The sequence below is a fragment of the Variovorax sp. 10N420 genome (genome assembly GCF_056394705.1).
The window spans coordinates 578,362-594,514 of sequence record NZ_JBFTIJ010000002.1; the positions used below are offsets into that span (position 1 = coordinate 578,362).

Genomic DNA, 16,153 nt, shown 5'->3' on the forward strand with positions numbered 1-16,153 from the left:
CCTTAACAAGGCTTGACACGCTTTAACTGGCGACGCGATCGCCAACTGCACAGACTTCCACCCATGACTTTCAGAAGGACTTGAAGCCATGACCGCGCCGATCCAGGCCAGGCCGATCCATGTGGCGGTCACGCACCGCGACCGTTATGTGGCCGCCGGCACCATCACCGTCAAAGCACACGTCTCCAGCATCTGCGAGAAGCCGCGTGTCGGCTCGAGGGTGCAGGTGGGGGCGAAGGCGGCGCAGCGCGGGCTGGTCCGTGTCTGAGAGTCGCCGATGGCGCTTTGGTGCCTTCGTACTGTTGGAAGCCGAGCCAAGGCTCGAGCGCGACGGGCAGCCGGTGCGGCTCGGATCGCGCGCCATCGGCCTGCTGGTCGCACTCGTAGGTCGCGCCGGCGAAGTGATCAGCAAGGACGAGTTGCTCGCGGCGGTCTGGCCTGACACGGCGGTCGAGGAGGCGAGCGTTCGAGTCCATATGTCGATCCTGCGCAAGGCCCTGGGTCGGCCCAGTGCCCAGGACGGCTGCCTGGAATGGATCGCCAACATCCCACTGCGCGGCTATCGCTTCCTGGGCCGGGTGCACTGCGAGTTCGTGCCGCCCGCTGCGGTCGCGCAAGTGGCCCATGCGTCGCTGCGGGATGCGCCTGCCGGGTTGCCCGTTCGCTTCTCCAGGCTCGTGGGGCGCGAGGCGGAGGTCGAGCGCCTGCTCGCCATGCTCGCGGCGAGCAGGCTGGTCACGGTCGCCGGACCCGGCGGCGTGGGCAAGACCAGCGTTGCCATCTGCGTCGCCGCGCGCTATCGGGAAAGGCCGCCGCATGGCCAGGTCTGCTTCGTCGATCTCGCGCCGCTGACCTCGCAGGACCACGTGCTGACGACCATGGCGCGCGCCATTGGCGTGCGAGGCGGCGTGCCGGATATCGAAGAAGCCATTGTCCAGCGCCTCGAAGGCCAGGCGATGCTGCTGCTCGTGGACAACTGCGAACATGTCATCGAGAGGCTGTCGCCGCTCCTGGGCAGATTTCTGGCCGCCTTGCCCGGGTTGCAGGTCCTTGCCACCAGCCGCGAGGTGCTTCGCATGGGAGGCGAGCATGTCTTTCGCTTGATGCCCCTGGCAGTCCAGCAGTCCCAGCCCGATTCCCTGGCGCATGCGTTGCGCTCGCCGGCGGTTCAGTTGCTCGTCGAGAGGGCCGAGGCCGCGGGGGCCCGCGAATTCGATGACGCAAGCAGCGGTCCGCTGACCAGGATCTGCCAACAGGTGGACGGCATCCCGCTGGCGATCGAGTTGGTCGCGGCCCGCCTGGGCGCACAACCCGTGAGCGAGCTCGCATTCAGACTCGACGATCACATGCGCCTGCATTCGACGGCCAAGCGGGCTGCGCTGGCAAGACAACGCACACTGGCTGCGACGCTGGACTGGAGCATCGGCCTGCTGGGCGATGCCGAGCTGCTTCTGTTCCGCAGGTTGTCGGTGTTCCGCGCTTACTTCGGCGTCGCGGCGGCGCTGAGCGTGGCAGCGAGTGCGCTGGACCCGGACGTGGCGTCCGATGCGTTGCTGAGCCTGGCCAGCAAGTCGCTCGTCGTCTACGACACCGATCAAGCCGCGGACTCGCCCTACCGCCTGCTCGATACCACCCGCAGCTATGCGCACGCGCTGCTGGTGCGGGCGAGCGAGAAAGACGCGGTGTCGAAAAGCCATGCCCTTTTCATGCTGGACCTCATGGGCATTGCCACCGCGGAACTCGCGTCGCTGGACGCAGATGCCTGGACGCAGCGCTACCGCGGCTCCCTGGACGACGTTCGTGCGGCGCTGGATGCTTGTATCGGCCACCACGACGACATGACGATCGCGGGCGCGCTCACTGTCGCATCGGCGCCGCTGTGGTTTCGCCTGTCCGAGGTCAGCGAATACCGGGATCGTGTTCGGGCGGCGCTGGACCACGTCGATTCGCTGAAGGTACCCGACCGCCTGACGGCCGGGCGGCTGGAGATCGCGCTTTACAACGCCTTGTGGCACACCGGCGGCACGGTGCCGGAGATGACACAGGCTTGCGAGCGGGCGCTGGATTGCGCACTGGAATTCAAGATGAAGACGCTCGAGTTCCAGGCTCGGTGGGGCCTTTGCGCACTGAACGTCACGCGCGGCGCGTACCCACCAGCATTGCGGCATGCCGAGATCCTGAACGAATTCGCGAGCCACTCGACCAACGCCGTGACGCGCAACCTATCGCACCGGATGCTGGCGCTCGCCAGTCACTTCTGCGGCTTGTTCGCCCAGGCCAGGATGCACGCCGAAGCGGCGGCGGACGTGGACGAGGCGATCCGGCGCAACCATGTCAACGCGTTCCAGCCTGACGCACGCACCACCGCCATGGCCATTCTTGCCAGGACGCTGTGGATCCAGGGCGAGAGCCGTCTCGCCATGGCCACTGCCGTCCGGTGCATGCAGGAGGCGGAGGCACTAGGGCACGCACTGTCGCTGTGCGTTGCGCTCTTCTGGATCTGTCCGGTGGCCATATGGGCCGGCGAACAACCGGCAGCGCGCGCCTGGGTCGACACGATGTTGCAGCAGACCCGTTCCAAGGGCTTCGCCTACTGGCATGACTGGGCCCTTTGCTACGACGACGCCATGAAGCTCGGTGAGGTCGACGACGCCGGCGCGCACATCGATGCCGTCGCGGCAAAGGTCTTGGTCATGGATGAACCCCGCAGGGAAATGATGGTCACGTTCTGCGACCGGTGGGTGGACGATCACCTGCTGGCTCGCGCAATGCAGGGCGAAGGCCAGTGGAGCGCTGCGGAGGTGTACCGTGCCGCCGGGCGGCGCAAGGAACTGCTGGGCGACGCCGCGCAAGCCCAGGCACTTTATTTGCAGGCCCATGCCCTCGCACGCTCGCAAGGCGCATTCGCCTGGGAACTACGTGCAGCGCAGACGCTGGAAGAGTTTCGCGCCAGGATGGGTTAGCGTTGAACCGGCCGGGCGCCCGGCGGGCGGGTCCGTGCCAGTGTGGCGCGCTGTTCCCAGGCGACGGCACCCTGTCGCCTGGCGGTTTCGATGGCCCGGAGGTAGAAGACCTCGGCCTTGTCAGGCGCAGCGCTTTGCGCTGCGCGCCACCCGGCGGCGCGCCAGACCTCGGCGGCGACCCAGGGACTGTCTCCGCGCGAGACGCGCTCGACCATCTCGTCGTCGACCCAGTCGACGCAGAAGGTCGCGAGCATTTCCCGGTGAGGGGCGTCATAGGTCGCGAGCTGGTCGGCCACTTCGCGCACGTAAAGGTCCCGGTCCGGCGCGATGCCCAACTGCAGCCCCTGGGAGAACCACTCGGCATAGCGCAGCCAGCCCACCAGGCCCCTACGCTGTGCTTCGTCCGTCATCAAGTGAATCCATTGGGCGGCAAGCTCGAGTTCGCCGGCCCACAGCGCGACCGGGCAGGCGCCATACAGCGCGGAGCACAAAGAGACGGACTTTCCGGCCGCTTGCGCGCGGTCCACCGCGTCGCTTGCCTCTTCGAGGGCCCTGGCCGTTTCCCCTTGCACCCACAGCGTTCGGCTCAGCATGGCTTTTGCCGCAACGATGGCGTTCACTCCCACCATGTTGGCTCGGGCATGGCCCAGGCCGCCGCCCACGCGCACGGAGGCTTCGCTGTGCATTCTTGCCACACCGAAGTGGCCGCAAAAGTGGTTGGCCATCGCCATCACGCGGTGAGCGAGATTGAGCGCGGCGGGATCAGACCAGGATTGCGCGGCCGCCATCAGCGTGTGCGCCTGATCCAAGGCCGCCGAATACTCGCCGCGGAACATGTCGTGCGTGCACCGGCCCCAGCGGGCTTGCAGTTCCAGCACGGGGATCTTGACGGCAAGCGCGCCGGCCAGGGCTTGGTCCGCGGCGGCCCCAAGCTCGGGCGAGGACCTGCCGGTGTGGAGCAGGGCGCTGACCAGTGCCGTGTTCAGCCAGGTCGCTGTTTCCGTGTCGCGGGTGGGTTGCCGATCGACCAGCGCTAGCGCTGCGGAGACCCGGTCGCGGTATTCCACGACCTGGGCCAGGTGAAACCACAAGGGCGCGGAAGCCGTGACCAGCGAGGCGGCCATCTTCGCGTCGGGTTGCTGCGTGAGGCAGACTTCGAGTGCAAAGCGCACGTCGTCCAGGCGGTGCGCGTATCGATCGGCCCAGGCCTGCTCGGTCAGGTCCGAGAGTTCCGCCGCTGCGGCCTTCATGAGATCGCGCATGAGCATCGCATGGCGCCGCAGCAAAGCCGGTCGTTCGTCGCTCTGCGCGAGAAGCGCGGCGGCATAGCTTCGCGTCGTGTCCAGCAGCCGGTAGGGCGCGACAGCGTCGCTGCTGTCGAAGAAGACCAGCGACTTGTTGACCAGCGAGATCAGAGCGTCGAATGCCACGTCGGTGTCCATGCCGCCGGCACTCACGCCGAGCGCGGATTCGACATCGAACCGGCCGCGGAACACCGACAACCAGCGAAAGAGCCGCAGTTCCGTATCGCTCAGCAACGCGATGCTCCAGTCCAGCGCCGCGGCGAGCGTTCGGTGTCGTGCGAGCGCGGCGCGGCTGAAGGCATAGAGGCGCATGTGGTCGTCCAGCCTGCGCGCCAGATCGGCGACCGGTTGGACGCCCAGGCGCGCGGCCACCAGTTCGATCGCCAAGGGAATGCCGTCGACCTGCCTGGTGATCTGGGCCAGCAGAGGGCCATGCGATTCGTCGAACGCACCCGCACCCGCAGCCTTGGCCCGTTCCACAAGCAATTCGACGGACGGCCAGTGCAACGCCTGCGTGAGCGAGATCTGTTCGGCGTCCGGAATCGCCAGCGCCGGCAATCGGAAGACATACTCGCCCGCCACGCGAAGCGCCTCACGGCTGGTCGCGAGGATGCGCAAGTCGGGGAGCACGGAAAGCAGGCCGTCGATCGGCGGCGCCAGGGAATCCACCACGTGCTCGCAGTTGTCAATCAACAGCAGCACGGCGCGCCCTGCCAGCCGCTGCGTGATGGCTCCGACGATGTTCGGCAGGTCGGCGGGCACCCCCACGGCGCGTGCCAACGTGCCGAGCACGTGATCCTGGGAAATCAGCGACGACAGATCGGTGAAGGCGATCTGCGTGCCGTGTCGCTGCTGATGGTTCTGCGCCACGTGGATCGCGAGCCGGGTCTTGCCGATGCCGCCCGTGCCTGCAATCGTGACCAGCCGGTGGGCTTCGAGCGATTCGAGAAGGCGCGCCACATCGGCTTCGCGACCGACAAGCTCGGTCAGCCGAACGGGCAGCGGCGTGAAACCAGCATCGGGCAGTGACGCCACGGGCTTGGTCCAGATGCCGGTCGTCTCGCGCCGGACACGCCCATTGAAGCGGTAGCCGCGCAGCGGAATGTTGGAGATCCACTCCTTGCATTCGTCGCTCCCGCCTGGCTCCCCGAGCGCCTTGCGGAGCGTGGACATGTGGACACGCACGCTGGCCTCTTCGACCACCACGCCGGCCCAGACCGCCGCAAGCAGGACGTCCTTGCTCACGAACTCGCCGGCCCGCTTGATCAATTGCAACAGCAGATCGAAAGAGCGCGGGCCCAGCCGAACGGCCTCGCCGGCCCGCTCGAGGCGGCGCTGCGCCTCCCAGACAACGAAAACGCCGAAGTACCATCGGACTTCCGCCGACGCCAGGTCAGGTGACTCCTCAGGCTGCATTTGAATGAGCGTCGCAAGGCGGCTGACTGGGAAGGTGGATCAGGTCGACGGTTTCCATGGGCAGGGACTCAAGTATCTGTTTGATCGTAGCCGGAGGCTGCACGACAGCCGGCTAGGCCCTCCTGCCCATGGGTCATAGAGTCATGCAGTGTGCCCTGGCGTGCAAGGCATCGGCCGTTTGGCAACCGTCCCTATCGAAGTGTCTTCAGGTACCTGACGAGTTCCGCCACCTCGCCAGGATCCGGAACGCCTGCAAAGGGCATCCGGTTGCCCGGTACGGCTTGCTGCGGATCGCTGAGAAAGGCCGCCAAGAATTTTTCGTCCCAGGTGAACTGTGCGTTCTTCATGGCTCGGCTGTAGCCGAACCCCGGCGACGAGCCGGCCTTTCGGCCCACCACACCGGCCAGTGGCGGCCCAATGGCGGCCGCGCCTTGCGCCGTATGGCATGCCGCACAGGTCGCCCATGTCTTGGGCGGCTGCACGGACGATTGACCATGCGCCAGGTTCATCAAAGCTGCAGCGCAGGCTGTGAGCAGGAGTGTTCGCATTTCAGGTCCTTCAAAGCATGCGCGGTTGCTTTGCATAGCGCACCAGGTCGTCTCCCAGGCGCAGCGCCAATGCCGCGAGCGGACCCGTGGGGTTGTATCCCGCGTTGTGTGCGTAGACGGAGGCGCCAACCACGAAGAGGTTCTGCGCATCCCAGTGCTGAAGCCGCGGCGACACCACGCTCGTTGCAGGGTCGGCGCCCATGATCGTTCCGCCTGTGGTGTGCGTCGTCTGGTATTGACGCGTATCGAAGTCGCCTTGCCGCGGTAGCGGTGTACCGACTGCAGTGGCACCCATTGCGCGGGCGATCCCGGCGGCCTTGTTCGTGACGTACTCGCTCATGCGGTGGTCGTTCTCGTGGAAGTTGAAGGTCATGCGTAGCAGCGGCAAACCGTAGGCGTCGCGGTACGTCGGATCGAGGTCGAGGTAGTTCTGGCTGTGCGGGTAGTTGCTGCCGTGCACCGCGACGTTGAAGGCATGTGCGTACCAGTCGGCGTTGGCCTGTTTCCACGCCGATCCCCAGCGCGGCGTCCCGGGCGGGTGGAGCCGGGCATTGATGGGGCGGCCGTTGGTCACGTTCGAGTAGATGTAGCCGCCGCCGAAAAAGCCCAGCCCTGCGTGGTCGAAGTTGTCGCCGTTGAATTCGTCCACCACCATCTGCGAGGCACCCGAGGCCATGAACGGATTGATGAAGCGGTCCTTGAAGAACACCGGCACCGACGACATCACCTGGTAGCAGAAGTTCTTGCCGACCACGCCCTTGCCCGTCTTCGGGTCATAAGGGCGGCCGATGCCGCTCGTGAGCAGCAGCTTGGTGTTGGTCATGGTGAAGCCGGACAGCACCACGACATCGGCCGGCTGCTCGTACGTTTGCGCGGTCTGCAGGTCGATGAACTGCACGGCCGTCACGCGCTTGGCGTGCTTGTCGTAGACGAGGCCGGTCACCTGCGAGTGAAGTCGAATTTCGAAATTTCGTCGCTTCTGCAGCAGCGGATACAGCAGCACTGCCGGGCTGGCCTTTGCATTGGCCTCGCAGATGAAGCGCTCGCAATGGCCGCAGTACTGACACGGTGCGAGACTTGCGCCATCGGGGTTGGTGTAGGCGCGTGGCGAGTTGGCCGCAGGCAGGGGGAACGGCTTGTAGCCGAGGCCTTGCGCGGCCGCCTTGAAGATGCGACCCGACTCGAGAATCTCGAGCGGGGGCTGCGGAAAGTCGCGTTTTCGGGGTGCCTCGAAGGGGTTGCCACCTTCTATCAGCTGCCCGCCGATATTGCCGGCCTGCCCCGCGATGCCGAAGAGCTGCTCGAACAGGTCGTGGTACGGCTCCATCTCTGCGTAGCTGACGCCCCAGTCCTGCACCGTCATCTCGCGCGGGATTGCCGCCTTGCCGTAGCGCGATTCGAGCCGGGTGCGCAGGGCCGGGTCGTACTCGGCCCAACGCCAAGTCTGTCCGTTCCAGTGATTGGCCGCGCCGCCCATGCCTTCGCCGGGAAGGAAGGCTTCCATGCGGCGCACCGGCAGCGCGCTCTCGCTGATTGAATGACGCAATGTGTAGGTCTCGTTGGCCCAGTTCTGCACCAGGCTGTTGCGCACGCCCCAGCGCAATTCGTCACGCTGGTTGGGCAGCGTGGCGGCCGCACTGCCGTCGAGATCGCCACCGCGCTCGAGCACCAGCACGTCGATGCCGGAATCCATCATCTGCCGCGCCGCGAGGCCGGCGGTGAGGCCGCCGCCGACGAAGACGACGTCGCGTTTGGGAAGTTTGTGAGTCATGGGAATAGACCTTCAGCTGAAGTCATCGATCGACTGGGGCTTGGCCGCGCCAGGAAAGGGCTGGCCGCGGTACTGAACCACGTTGCGTCCGTGAAAAGCGGGCAGGCCGGGGAAGCCGACCGCGCGCCAGAAGACTTTGTCGCGGTTGCCGCCGTACATCGGGTCGGCAAAGCAGGCCTGAACGAACAGGGGATAGAAAAAGTCGTTGAACCAGGCACCGAGCGCATAGCGCTCGTCGTCCATCCGGCCGGCAGCGACCTCCTGCAGCAGGGCGTCGAGCCGGGCGGCTTCGAGCTGCTCGATGGGCTCGCCCGTGCGTTGTCCGGCCGCGCGGCGCAGCACTGCGAGGCCGGCCTTGAAGTGCTGTTCGGGTGTGAGGGGAGACTGGTAGCCATGCTGCGGCTTGCCGGGGCGCCAAGGGCCTTGCCGATAGAGCTGGTCGCCACGCCCCCAGCCGCCGGCCAACTGACGATCGATGTACAGATGCAAGCCGCAGCCGACCCCATTCGGTGTCATCGCATCGGCCGGGCACATCACGTTGACGAGGGCCTCGACGCAGGCGGCTTCCTGCGGGCCCAGCGACAGGTAGCCCGTGGGGTGGGCGTTGTCGGTCGGCTGCGCTGCGCTGGGCTGCGCCGCCGCCAGCGGGCTGCCGAGGCCGCTCAGCAGTGCGGGCGCCGCAAGCGCTGCGACGCTGGAAGCGCCGCCGATCTGGCGCAGAAATAGACGTCGCGGGGGGGACTCTTGGTCAATCAGGGACATGGGGGCTTTCTTCGTGGGGCAGAGTTCGTGCAGGCGCATCGGGAGGATGGACAGGCATTGCGTGCGATGGGGAAAACGGGTTCGCACGTTCTTCATCTGTTGCACCAAATCTAGATTTCGACAGCTCGATGCGGTAGCCCTGTCGAGCGAAACGCCGCAGTGAGCCAGCGGCACCAATGGCGACGTAACACCGCTTCAGTGCGATCGAAAACGCGCTGTTCCAAAACGCACGGCTGCGCCGCCGCGAAGTGGCGAGAAGGAAGTCGAAGTGGGGAAAGGCAATGGTCTGCGAGGCGCGGCCATCGATGGCGAAGGGAGACTGCGCTCCCGAGGTGCCATTGGACTTCGGCGCGAAGGGTGTATCGCGCAGGAAGAGCAAGCGCCACCGCCAGAGGCGGCGACGCTTGCGGCAAAGACTCAGGAAAGGTTTGCCTTGTCCAGGCCGAAGGCCTTGTCGGACGACCCTGGCACGGTCTGGAACGCGACGTTCACGCGGTTCCATGCATTGATGGCCATCACGCTGAAGGTCAGGTCCGAGAGTTCTTTTTCCGACAGCTGCGTGCGCACGCGCTCGTAGATGTCGTCGGGGACGCCGAGTTCGGGCAGCTTGGTCAGCACTTCGGTCCAGGCCAGGGCCGCGCGCTCGCGGGGAACGAACAGCGTCGATTCACGCCATGCAGCCAGATGGTGAATGCGCAGTTCGCGCTCGCCGTGGATCTTGGCTTCCTTGATGTGCATGTCGAGGCAGAACGCGCAGCCGTTGATCTGCGAGGCGCGGATGGCGATGAGGTCCCGAATGGTTTGCTCGATGGTGCCGTTATCCACGAGTGTGCTGAACTCGATCAGCTTCTTGAAGAGCTCGGGCGATTGCTTGATGTAGTTGAGGCGATGAGTCATGTGTGGCTCCGCCCTCAGTGCGGCTGAGGTACCCGTTCGCGAAGAGCGCGAGAGAGAAAAAAATCCTGGCGTCGACGATTCGGCGCATCAGGCCGGCGGCCTGCTTGCGCGCCGCAGGCTGTGTTCAGTAGTCCCAGATGATCGGAACCCAGCGAAAGATGTCACCGTCGATCGCCACTCGGCCGAGCGAGGGGAAGGGCAGGTGAGCGGCCACCAGCAGCCCGCGGGTCTGCGCCAGTTCGCGCAGGAGTCCGATGCGAACTTCGGCCGCTTTCTCGGGGTCGTGCTCGAAGCCGTTCTGCCAGTCAGGGTGGTCGAACGCGACCGGGAACATGGCGTCGCCGGCGAACGTCAGTCGCTCAACGCCCGACACCAGGTCGACCACGCTGTGCCCTGGGGTGTGGCCGCCGGTACGGCGAACCACCACGCCCGGCGCTACCTCGCGTCGCTCCTCGAAGGTCTGCAGCCGGTCGCGGTATTCGTTGTAGAAGCTCTTGGCCGTCGAGCGGAGCACCTCCGGCACCGGCTTGGGCATCACTGTCTGGGAAAAATCGGGCGAGATCCAGAAATCGACTTCGGCCTTGGCCACGTGGATGCGCACGTCGGGACGCAGCCGTTCCTTGATGCCGGGAACGAGCAGCCCGCCGACGTGGTCCATGTGCATGTGGGTAAAGATCACGTCGGTGACGGACTCGAGCTCGATGCCGGCCGCGGCCAGACGCTGGGGGAACTGCCCGGCGCGCGGAAAGCCCGGGAACTGGCCACCCAGGCCGGCGTCGATCAGGATGGTCTGGTCCCCGCTGCGGGCCACCATCACGTTCAGCGGCCAGTCGTACTTGTCGGGCGGCATGAACATCTGGTCCAGCCAGCTCGCCAGATCTGCCGGGTCGGCGTTGGTGGCCATGGTCGAGGTGGGCAGCGGCAGCACGCCATCGCTGACCACCAGCGCGTCGATATCGCCGATGCGCAGCGCGTAACGGGAGGGCACCAGATCTTTGGGTTTCTCGCTCGTTGGTTGCAAGATGTCATCTGTGGGGGACATGACGGAATCTCCAAAAGGGCGGCCCGGTTGCGCGGGCCTAACGTGCCAGGTGACTGGCAGCAAGTTGCCGTTCAACACCGAAGGTTGTCGGGCCCGGATCACGGCGGAAGGCCGTATGGCGTTGATCGTAGGGAAGCAGGGGAGGCGCCGGTAGGCTCGCAAACGGACGCACAGTGGTGCCTGATACGCACCAACGCATGGTTCGTGGGATGGGTGGTGACAGTCTTAGGTCACCTGCAATGCAAGATCGGGAGAAGCGGCGTTGACTGCGGAAAAGTCAACGCGCGCAGGCCGAGGGCATTTGAATGTCCTTCGCAGTGGGGTCCTGCCAGCCCTGCCGCGCGTGGCAATCAGTCTTCGATCAAGCCAAGAAAATCTCTCGAGCGCTGGCTTGCGGACGGTCCGAAGAAATGATCGGGAGAGGCGTCTTCCGCGATCACGCCGCCTTCCATGAAGACGATGCGGTCGGCGACATCCCTGGCGAACCGCGTCTCGTGTGTCACAACCAGCATCGTCATGCCCTTTTCAGCAAGATCGCGCATCACCTTGAGCACCTCCCCGCGCAGCTCGGGGTCGAGCGCGGAGGTCGGCTCGTCAAAGAGAATGACTTCGGGGTTCATCGCCAGGGCGCGTGCGATGGCCACGCGCTGCTTCTGGCCGCCGGAAAGGCGGCCCGGATATTCGTCGGCCTTCTCCAAGAGGCCGACCTGCGCCAGCAAGTCGCGGCCGCGCGGCAGCGCTGACGCTTTGTGGACACCTTGTACCGACACCATTCCCTCGATCACGTTCTCCACCGCCGTCATGTGTCCGAAAAGGTTGAACGACTGGAACACCATCGCTGTCTTCTTGCGAATTTCACGCATCTTGCGACGCGTGTCGCCCGAGGGCTTCGGGCCCGCGTTGGCGATCTCGATGCCGCACATGCGGATGGTGCCGCGGTCGGGCATCTCCAGGAAGTTGAGCGAGCGGATCAACGTGGTCTTGCCAGAACCCGAGGGGCCCATGATGACTACGACTTCGCCGCGTGCCACCGTGAGGTCGATCTGCCGAAGCACGTGGTTCGCGCCGAAGCTCTTGGCCAGGCCCTGCACCTGCACAGGGGGGGCGGTGTGAGTGGAGGATGTGTTCATGTGTAGCGCTTCGAGAGGTGGTTTTCGAGCCAGGTCTGCAGGATGGTGAGCACCTGGTTGATGAACCAGTAGATGGCTCCGACGATGAGGAACATCTCCATGTAGCGAAAGGTCGTGGCGCCCAACTGCTCGGCCACACGGGTGAGCTCCACCACCGTGACGGTCGATGCGAGGGACGTGTCCTTCATGAGCCCGATGAGCCGGCTGCCCACCGGGGGCAGCGCGATGCGGAAGGCCTGCGGCAGCACGATGCGAAACAGCGTCTTCCAGTAGCCCATGCCCATGGCCCACGCAGCCTCCCACTGTCCCTTCTCCACGGCCATGATCCCGGAACGGAAGTTCTCACTGAGGTAGGCCGCGGCGAACAGGCTCAGCGCGAGCAGCGCAGAGGGAATCGGAGAGATCACGATGCCGTAGCTCGGCAGGCCGAAGTAAATCAGCAGGATCTGTATCAGAAGCGGCGTGCCGCGAAAGATCGACACGTAGGAAAAGGCGAACCAGCGCAACGGCCGAAACGGAGAGATCCGCGCCAGTGCCACCAGTAGCCCCAGCACGCAGCCGCAGAAGAATGCAGACAGCCCGAGGCCGAGGGTGACCAGCACCGCCTTCTCGAGCAAGGGCAATGCCCTGAGGAACAGGTCGAGCATCTTGTCCTCCTCAGCGGGTAGGCAACAGCGCGCTGTAGCCCGCCAGGCCGGCCTCCAGGTCTGCGATGAGGTCGTCGGTGTCTTCCAGGCCGATCGAGAGTCGGATCACCGGCTGGTCGGTGGCAGGGAACACGCGCTCGGCCTGCAATGTCGCGGGATAGTAGGCCGCCAGGCTGTGCACGCCGCCCCAGCTCGCGCCGATGACGAACTGCTTCAGCGAATCAAAGAAGCCATGGAAGGCACGCTCGGGTCCGGGCTTGAGCACCAGGGAGAACAGGCAGCCGTTGGTACGGAAGTCGCGCTTCCATAAGGCATGGCCGGGGTCCGGTTCAAGCGGTGGGTAGAGCAGCCGCTCAACCTCGGGTTGATCGGCCAGCCACCGCGCCACGCGCAGAGTGGATGCGCTCTGGGCTTCGAGCCGCAGCTTGAGGGTCTCCAGCCCGCGCAGCACGAGGAAACAGTCGTCCGGGCTCACTTGCTGGCCGAGGATGCTTTGCGTCTCGCGCAGCACATCGTAGTGCGCATGGTCGTTCATGCTGATGCTGCCCATCAGCAGGTCGGAGTGGCCGCCGAGGAACTTGGTGGCGGCCTCGATGCTGAAGTCCACGCCGTGATCCAGCGGCCTGAAACCCAGCGGGCTGGCCCAGGTGTTGTCCATCATCGTGAGCACGCCGCGCCGGCGCGCCACCGCTGCGATGGCGGGCGTGTCCTGCATTTCCATGGTCACGGTGCCGGGCGACTCCATGCAGATCATGCGAGTGTTTGGACGAATCAGCGATTCGATTTCCGCGCCGATGGCGGGCGGATAGAACTCCACCTCCACATCCATTTGCGCGAGCCACTTCAGCGCGAAGGCCTTGAGCGCGCCGTAGCACGCGGCCGACACCAGCAAGTGGTCTCCGCCGCGCACGAAGCCCATGACGGTGGTCATCAGCGCCGATTGCCCCGAGGGCGTGACGACGCAATGTCGCCCGCCCTCGAGTGCCGCGATCTTCCTCTCGAGGCCTCGCGCCGTCGGCGTGCCGGTGATGCCGTAGCTGAAGCCGTCGGGCTGCCGACTTTTGCGTTGGACGAAGTCCTCGAAGGTCTTGAAGACGACCGTCGATGCGCGCATCACGGGCGGCGACAGGCTCTCGAACTGGTCATTAGTTGTGGCAATTGATTGCATCTATGCTATTCGTCCAGATTAGGTGTGTTGGCGGGTGCGCTGGAGTATTTGTCAGGCGTTCGATCAACTCAAGAGCGTGGATTACTCGCTCGATAAACGGAGGTTATGGATGGAAAAGCGCGACATCGAGGTCTTTCGCGCGGTGATGCGCGCCGGCACCACCAGCCAGGCTGCGAACCTGCTGGGCGTTTCGCAACCGGCGGTGAGCCAGTCGTTGCGCAAGTTCGAGCAGGCCTGTGAGCTGCGCCTGTTCGAGCGCGTGCGGGGGCGGCTCGTGCCTACACAGGAGGCCGTGGCGCTGATGGTGGAGGTGGACCGCTACTTCACCGGCCTGGAAATCATCGAGCACCGCATCCGCAGTCTCAAGTCGTTCGGGCTCGGACGTCTGGCCATCGGCTCGCTCCCGGCGCTGGGCACCGGCTTCATGCCGCGCGCCATCGCGGCGTTCGGGCTCGACAAGCGGCAGATCCAGCTGTCGTTCCAGGTCATGAGTTCGCGCGAGGTCTACCAGCAGGTGTCCGCCGGACAACTCGACTTCGGCCTCATGGCGGAAGAGTTGTCGGTGACGGGCCTCGAGCACTCGCCCTTCGCATCGGTGTGCGGCGTCATCGTCATGAACGCGCAGCATCCGCTGGCCAGGAAAAAAGTGCTCGACGCCAACGATCTGGCGGCCCACCCGTTCATCGCACTTAATCCCGAAGACGTGGGACGACGCGCATTGGAGGAGGCGTTGGCGGCGCAGGGCAAGGTCCTGCGGCCTGTGATCGAGACGCCTTACTCGAACTCGGTGTGCGAGTTCGCGCTGAACGGTGTCGGCATGGGAATGGCGCACCCTGTCATGGCCCTCGACTACTTCTCGCGCGGCCTGCTGCTCAAGCCGATGGCCTTCGACATTCCCGCGACCTCGCTGCTTGTGTTCCGGCCCGGCATGCCGCTGTCGGACAACGCAAAAGATCTGCTGCGCGTCATGCGCATCCAGCTGGATACGGACTTCAAGCGATTGCGCGAGGTCCTCGGCCGCTCCCCGGTCTCTGCGATCACGAGGGCACCCAAAAGGGGATAGTAGTTTCCCTGATTGGTGCATAAGTCCAGCTTATCGACCAACTAGCGGCGCCGGATTGCGGCAGGGCGGTGCGGCGCGACAAGATGGCGCCCATCGAATCGACCTACAACTCTGGACCGCGACATGAATCGAACACGCCCCCTGCAGCGAAGACTGCTCTGCACACTGGTTGCCGCTTCGGCGATGGCCACGGTGCTGGCCGCGCCCACCTGGGCACAACAGCAACCGCGTGACATTCTCGCGAGTGCGAGAGCAGCGGGCGTGATCCGGATCGCGAACACACAGGCCAGCCCGCCCTGGAGCATGCTGGACGACAAGAACCAGCCCGCGGGATACGACGTCGAAGTGGCGAAGGAAGTGGCCAAGCGCATCGGCGTGGCCCGGGTCGAGTTTGTGGCCGACCTTTTCAAGAACTTCGTCGAGGGGCTCAAGGCCGGCAAGTACGACCTCGTGATGAACGACCTCACGCCGACGGTCGAGCGCGAGAAACAGGTCGATTTCAGCGCGGCATATGGCCTGGAGGATTTTCGAATCTTCGTGCGCAATGCCAACAACGACATCAAGGACCGGCCTGACCTGAAGGGCAAGCGCATTGGCGTGACCGCCGGCACCAGCAACGAATCGTGGTCTCGCGAAAATCTGCTGGGGTCCGAGATCGTCACCTACGACAACGGTGGACTCGTGTTCAACGACCTCGCCATCGGCCGCGTCGATGCGCTCATCAGTTCGCATTTCGGGGGCATGAAGTACGCCACCGTGAACAAGCTGCCAATCAAGGAGGTCGGCCCGATCCTCACCTACCAACTCTCGGCCGCAGCCATGGCTAAGAATCAGCCAGCCTTGCGTGAAGCCGTGAGCAAGGCCGTGAAGGACATGCGCGCTGATGGCACCATCGATCGGCTGTCGAACCGATGGTTGGGCGTGAGCTACCAGATGTCCGTTGAGATCGCGAAGGCGGAGCGACCGTGAAAGCCGCTCAATGGAGCTTCGCTGTGGCAATAGGGCTACTGTAGGAACGCTTCGAAGTCTTCAGTGATCCACAGGGAAGCGCTGCGCTTGGATCAAGCGATTTTTCAGTGGTTTGACTCAGGGAAGATTTCAGTTTCCTACAGCGCCCGCCCACACCTGAATCCTTGGTGGACACCATCGTCATGGACGCAGGGCCGCAGCTCAAGACGGGATCACCGCGCGCGCACGTTGAGAACCCGTCGAAGGCGGACGTAGGACCGAAGTACAGCAGAGGCTTGCGGAAGCGGCAACACAAAGAAGCCTCATCTTTTGTCCCAGAGCCGCCTGGCAACGCAACCATCAGATCGCTGCCAAGGATATTCGCACAGGTGCGAGTCAGGCGATCCATAGAGTGGCTTGACTCCTTGCGGGGCAATGGCGTCACGATTGGAAGGTTGATGAAGCGGTTCGGGTACCCGGTAGTGGAATGAACT

General features: G+C 64.9%; 14 protein-coding genes. 4 read left to right on the forward strand and 10 right to left on the reverse strand.

The annotated features are described in order from the left end of the window. The first annotated feature begins 88 nt into the window (after positions 1–88). Positions 89–268, forward strand: coding sequence for a hypothetical protein (locus AC1DEK_RS07170; protein WP_478124521.1), 180 nt, complete (start codon positions 89–91; stop codon positions 266–268). After that, positions 261–2,963 carry an ATP-binding protein gene (locus AC1DEK_RS07175; RefSeq protein WP_478124522.1) on the forward strand — a complete coding sequence of 901 codons (2,703 nt, stop codon included), beginning with the start codon at positions 261–263 and terminating at the stop codon, positions 2,961–2,963. Before AC1DEK_RS07170 ends, AC1DEK_RS07175 begins: the two co-directional genes overlap by 8 nt. On the opposite strand, the gene AC1DEK_RS07180 is transcribed toward AC1DEK_RS07175, so the two are convergent. The 10 genes from AC1DEK_RS07180 to metC all read right to left on the reverse strand — a co-directional run bounded on the left by AC1DEK_RS07180 (position 2,960) and on the right by metC (position 13,648). Further along, complete coding sequence (locus AC1DEK_RS07180) at positions 2,960–5,683, reverse strand: ATP-binding protein (RefSeq protein WP_478124523.1); 2,724 nt, start codon at positions 5,681–5,683, stop codon at positions 2,960–2,962. The genes AC1DEK_RS07175 and AC1DEK_RS07180 overlap by 4 nt on opposite strands. A 191-nt stretch (positions 5,684–5,874) precedes the next feature. Next, positions 5,875–6,231: a c-type cytochrome gene (locus AC1DEK_RS07185; RefSeq protein ID WP_478124524.1), complete on the reverse strand. Its 357-nt coding sequence runs from the start codon at positions 6,229–6,231 to the stop codon at positions 5,875–5,877. Positions 6,232–6,241: 10 nt separating this feature from the next. Beyond that, on the reverse strand, positions 6,242–8,002 hold the full coding sequence (locus AC1DEK_RS07190; RefSeq protein ID WP_478124525.1) for a GMC family oxidoreductase: 1,761 nt from the start codon (positions 8,000–8,002) through the stop codon (positions 6,242–6,244). Between the two features lie 12 nt (positions 8,003–8,014). Further along, entirely contained in the window at positions 8,015–8,764 is a 750-nt protein-coding gene (locus AC1DEK_RS07195) for a gluconate 2-dehydrogenase subunit 3 family protein (protein WP_478124526.1), read from the reverse strand. Continuing rightward, on the reverse strand, positions 8,751–9,143 hold the full coding sequence (locus AC1DEK_RS07200; RefSeq protein ID WP_478124527.1) for a hypothetical protein: 393 nt from the start codon (positions 9,141–9,143) through the stop codon (positions 8,751–8,753). Before AC1DEK_RS07200 ends, AC1DEK_RS07195 begins: the two co-directional genes overlap by 14 nt. Before the next feature lie 38 nt (positions 9,144–9,181). Further along, positions 9,182–9,661 (reverse strand): carboxymuconolactone decarboxylase family protein, encoded by a 480-nt coding sequence (locus tag AC1DEK_RS07205; RefSeq protein WP_478124528.1) that lies wholly within the window; start codon positions 9,659–9,661, stop codon positions 9,182–9,184. A 124-nt stretch (positions 9,662–9,785) separates the two neighbouring features. After that, positions 9,786–10,703, reverse strand: a complete 918-nt coding sequence (locus tag AC1DEK_RS07210) for an MBL fold metallo-hydrolase (protein WP_478124529.1) — start codon at positions 10,701–10,703, stop codon at positions 9,786–9,788. Between the two features lie 350 nt (positions 10,704–11,053). After that, entirely contained in the window at positions 11,054–11,833 is a 780-nt protein-coding gene (locus AC1DEK_RS07215; RefSeq protein ID WP_478124530.1) for an amino acid ABC transporter ATP-binding protein, read from the reverse strand. After that, entirely contained in the window at positions 11,830–12,480 is a 651-nt protein-coding gene (locus AC1DEK_RS07220) for an amino acid ABC transporter permease (RefSeq protein ID WP_478124531.1), read from the reverse strand. The genes AC1DEK_RS07215 and AC1DEK_RS07220 overlap by 4 nt, the downstream gene beginning before the upstream one ends. A 10-nt stretch (positions 12,481–12,490) precedes the next feature. Next, positions 12,491–13,648 carry a cystathionine beta-lyase gene (gene metC / locus AC1DEK_RS07225; RefSeq protein WP_478124532.1) on the reverse strand — a complete coding sequence of 386 codons (1,158 nt, stop codon included), beginning with the start codon at positions 13,646–13,648 and terminating at the stop codon, positions 12,491–12,493. A 109-nt stretch (positions 13,649–13,757) separates the two neighbouring features. Here metC and AC1DEK_RS07230 point away from each other — a divergent pair, with 109 nt between their 5' ends. Continuing rightward, the gene (locus tag AC1DEK_RS07230; protein ID WP_478124533.1) at positions 13,758–14,711 is read left to right on the forward strand and encodes a LysR substrate-binding domain-containing protein; all 954 of its coding nucleotides are present in this window, start codon (positions 13,758–13,760) and stop codon (positions 14,709–14,711) included. Between the two features lie 123 nt (positions 14,712–14,834). Then, the gene (locus AC1DEK_RS07235; RefSeq protein ID WP_478124534.1) at positions 14,835–15,680 is read left to right on the forward strand and encodes a transporter substrate-binding domain-containing protein; all 846 of its coding nucleotides are present in this window, start codon (positions 14,835–14,837) and stop codon (positions 15,678–15,680) included. Positions 15,681–16,153: the final 473 nt, after the last annotated feature.

Excerpts from the sequence above, each read along its gene's own strand:
- AC1DEK_RS07170 (WP_478124521.1), top strand. The coding sequence starts at position 89 with ATGACCGCGCCGATCCAGGCCAGGCCGATCCATGTGGCGGTCACGCAC.
- AC1DEK_RS07180 (WP_478124523.1), bottom strand. The coding sequence starts at position 5,683 with ATGCAGCCTGAGGAGTCACCTGACCTGGCGTCGGCGGAAGTCCGATGG.
- AC1DEK_RS07185 (WP_478124524.1), bottom strand. The coding sequence starts at position 6,231 with ATGCGAACACTCCTGCTCACAGCCTGCGCTGCAGCTTTGATGAACCTG.
- AC1DEK_RS07190 (WP_478124525.1), bottom strand. The coding sequence starts at position 8,002 with ATGACTCACAAACTTCCCAAACGCGACGTCGTCTTCGTCGGCGGCGGC.
- AC1DEK_RS07195 (WP_478124526.1), bottom strand. The coding sequence starts at position 8,764 with ATGTCCCTGATTGACCAAGAGTCCCCCCCGCGACGTCTATTTCTGCGC.
- AC1DEK_RS07205 (WP_478124528.1), bottom strand. The coding sequence starts at position 9,661 with ATGACTCATCGCCTCAACTACATCAAGCAATCGCCCGAGCTCTTCAAG.
- AC1DEK_RS07210 (WP_478124529.1), bottom strand. The coding sequence starts at position 10,703 with ATGTCCCCCACAGATGACATCTTGCAACCAACGAGCGAGAAACCCAAA.
- AC1DEK_RS07215 (WP_478124530.1), bottom strand. The coding sequence starts at position 11,833 with ATGAACACATCCTCCACTCACACCGCCCCCCCTGTGCAGGTGCAGGGC.
- AC1DEK_RS07220 (WP_478124531.1), bottom strand. The coding sequence starts at position 12,480 with ATGCTCGACCTGTTCCTCAGGGCATTGCCCTTGCTCGAGAAGGCGGTG.
- metC (WP_478124532.1), bottom strand. The coding sequence starts at position 13,648 with ATGCAATCAATTGCCACAACTAATGACCAGTTCGAGAGCCTGTCGCCG.
- AC1DEK_RS07230 (WP_478124533.1), top strand. The coding sequence starts at position 13,758 with ATGGAAAAGCGCGACATCGAGGTCTTTCGCGCGGTGATGCGCGCCGGC.
- AC1DEK_RS07235 (WP_478124534.1), top strand. The coding sequence starts at position 14,835 with ATGAATCGAACACGCCCCCTGCAGCGAAGACTGCTCTGCACACTGGTT.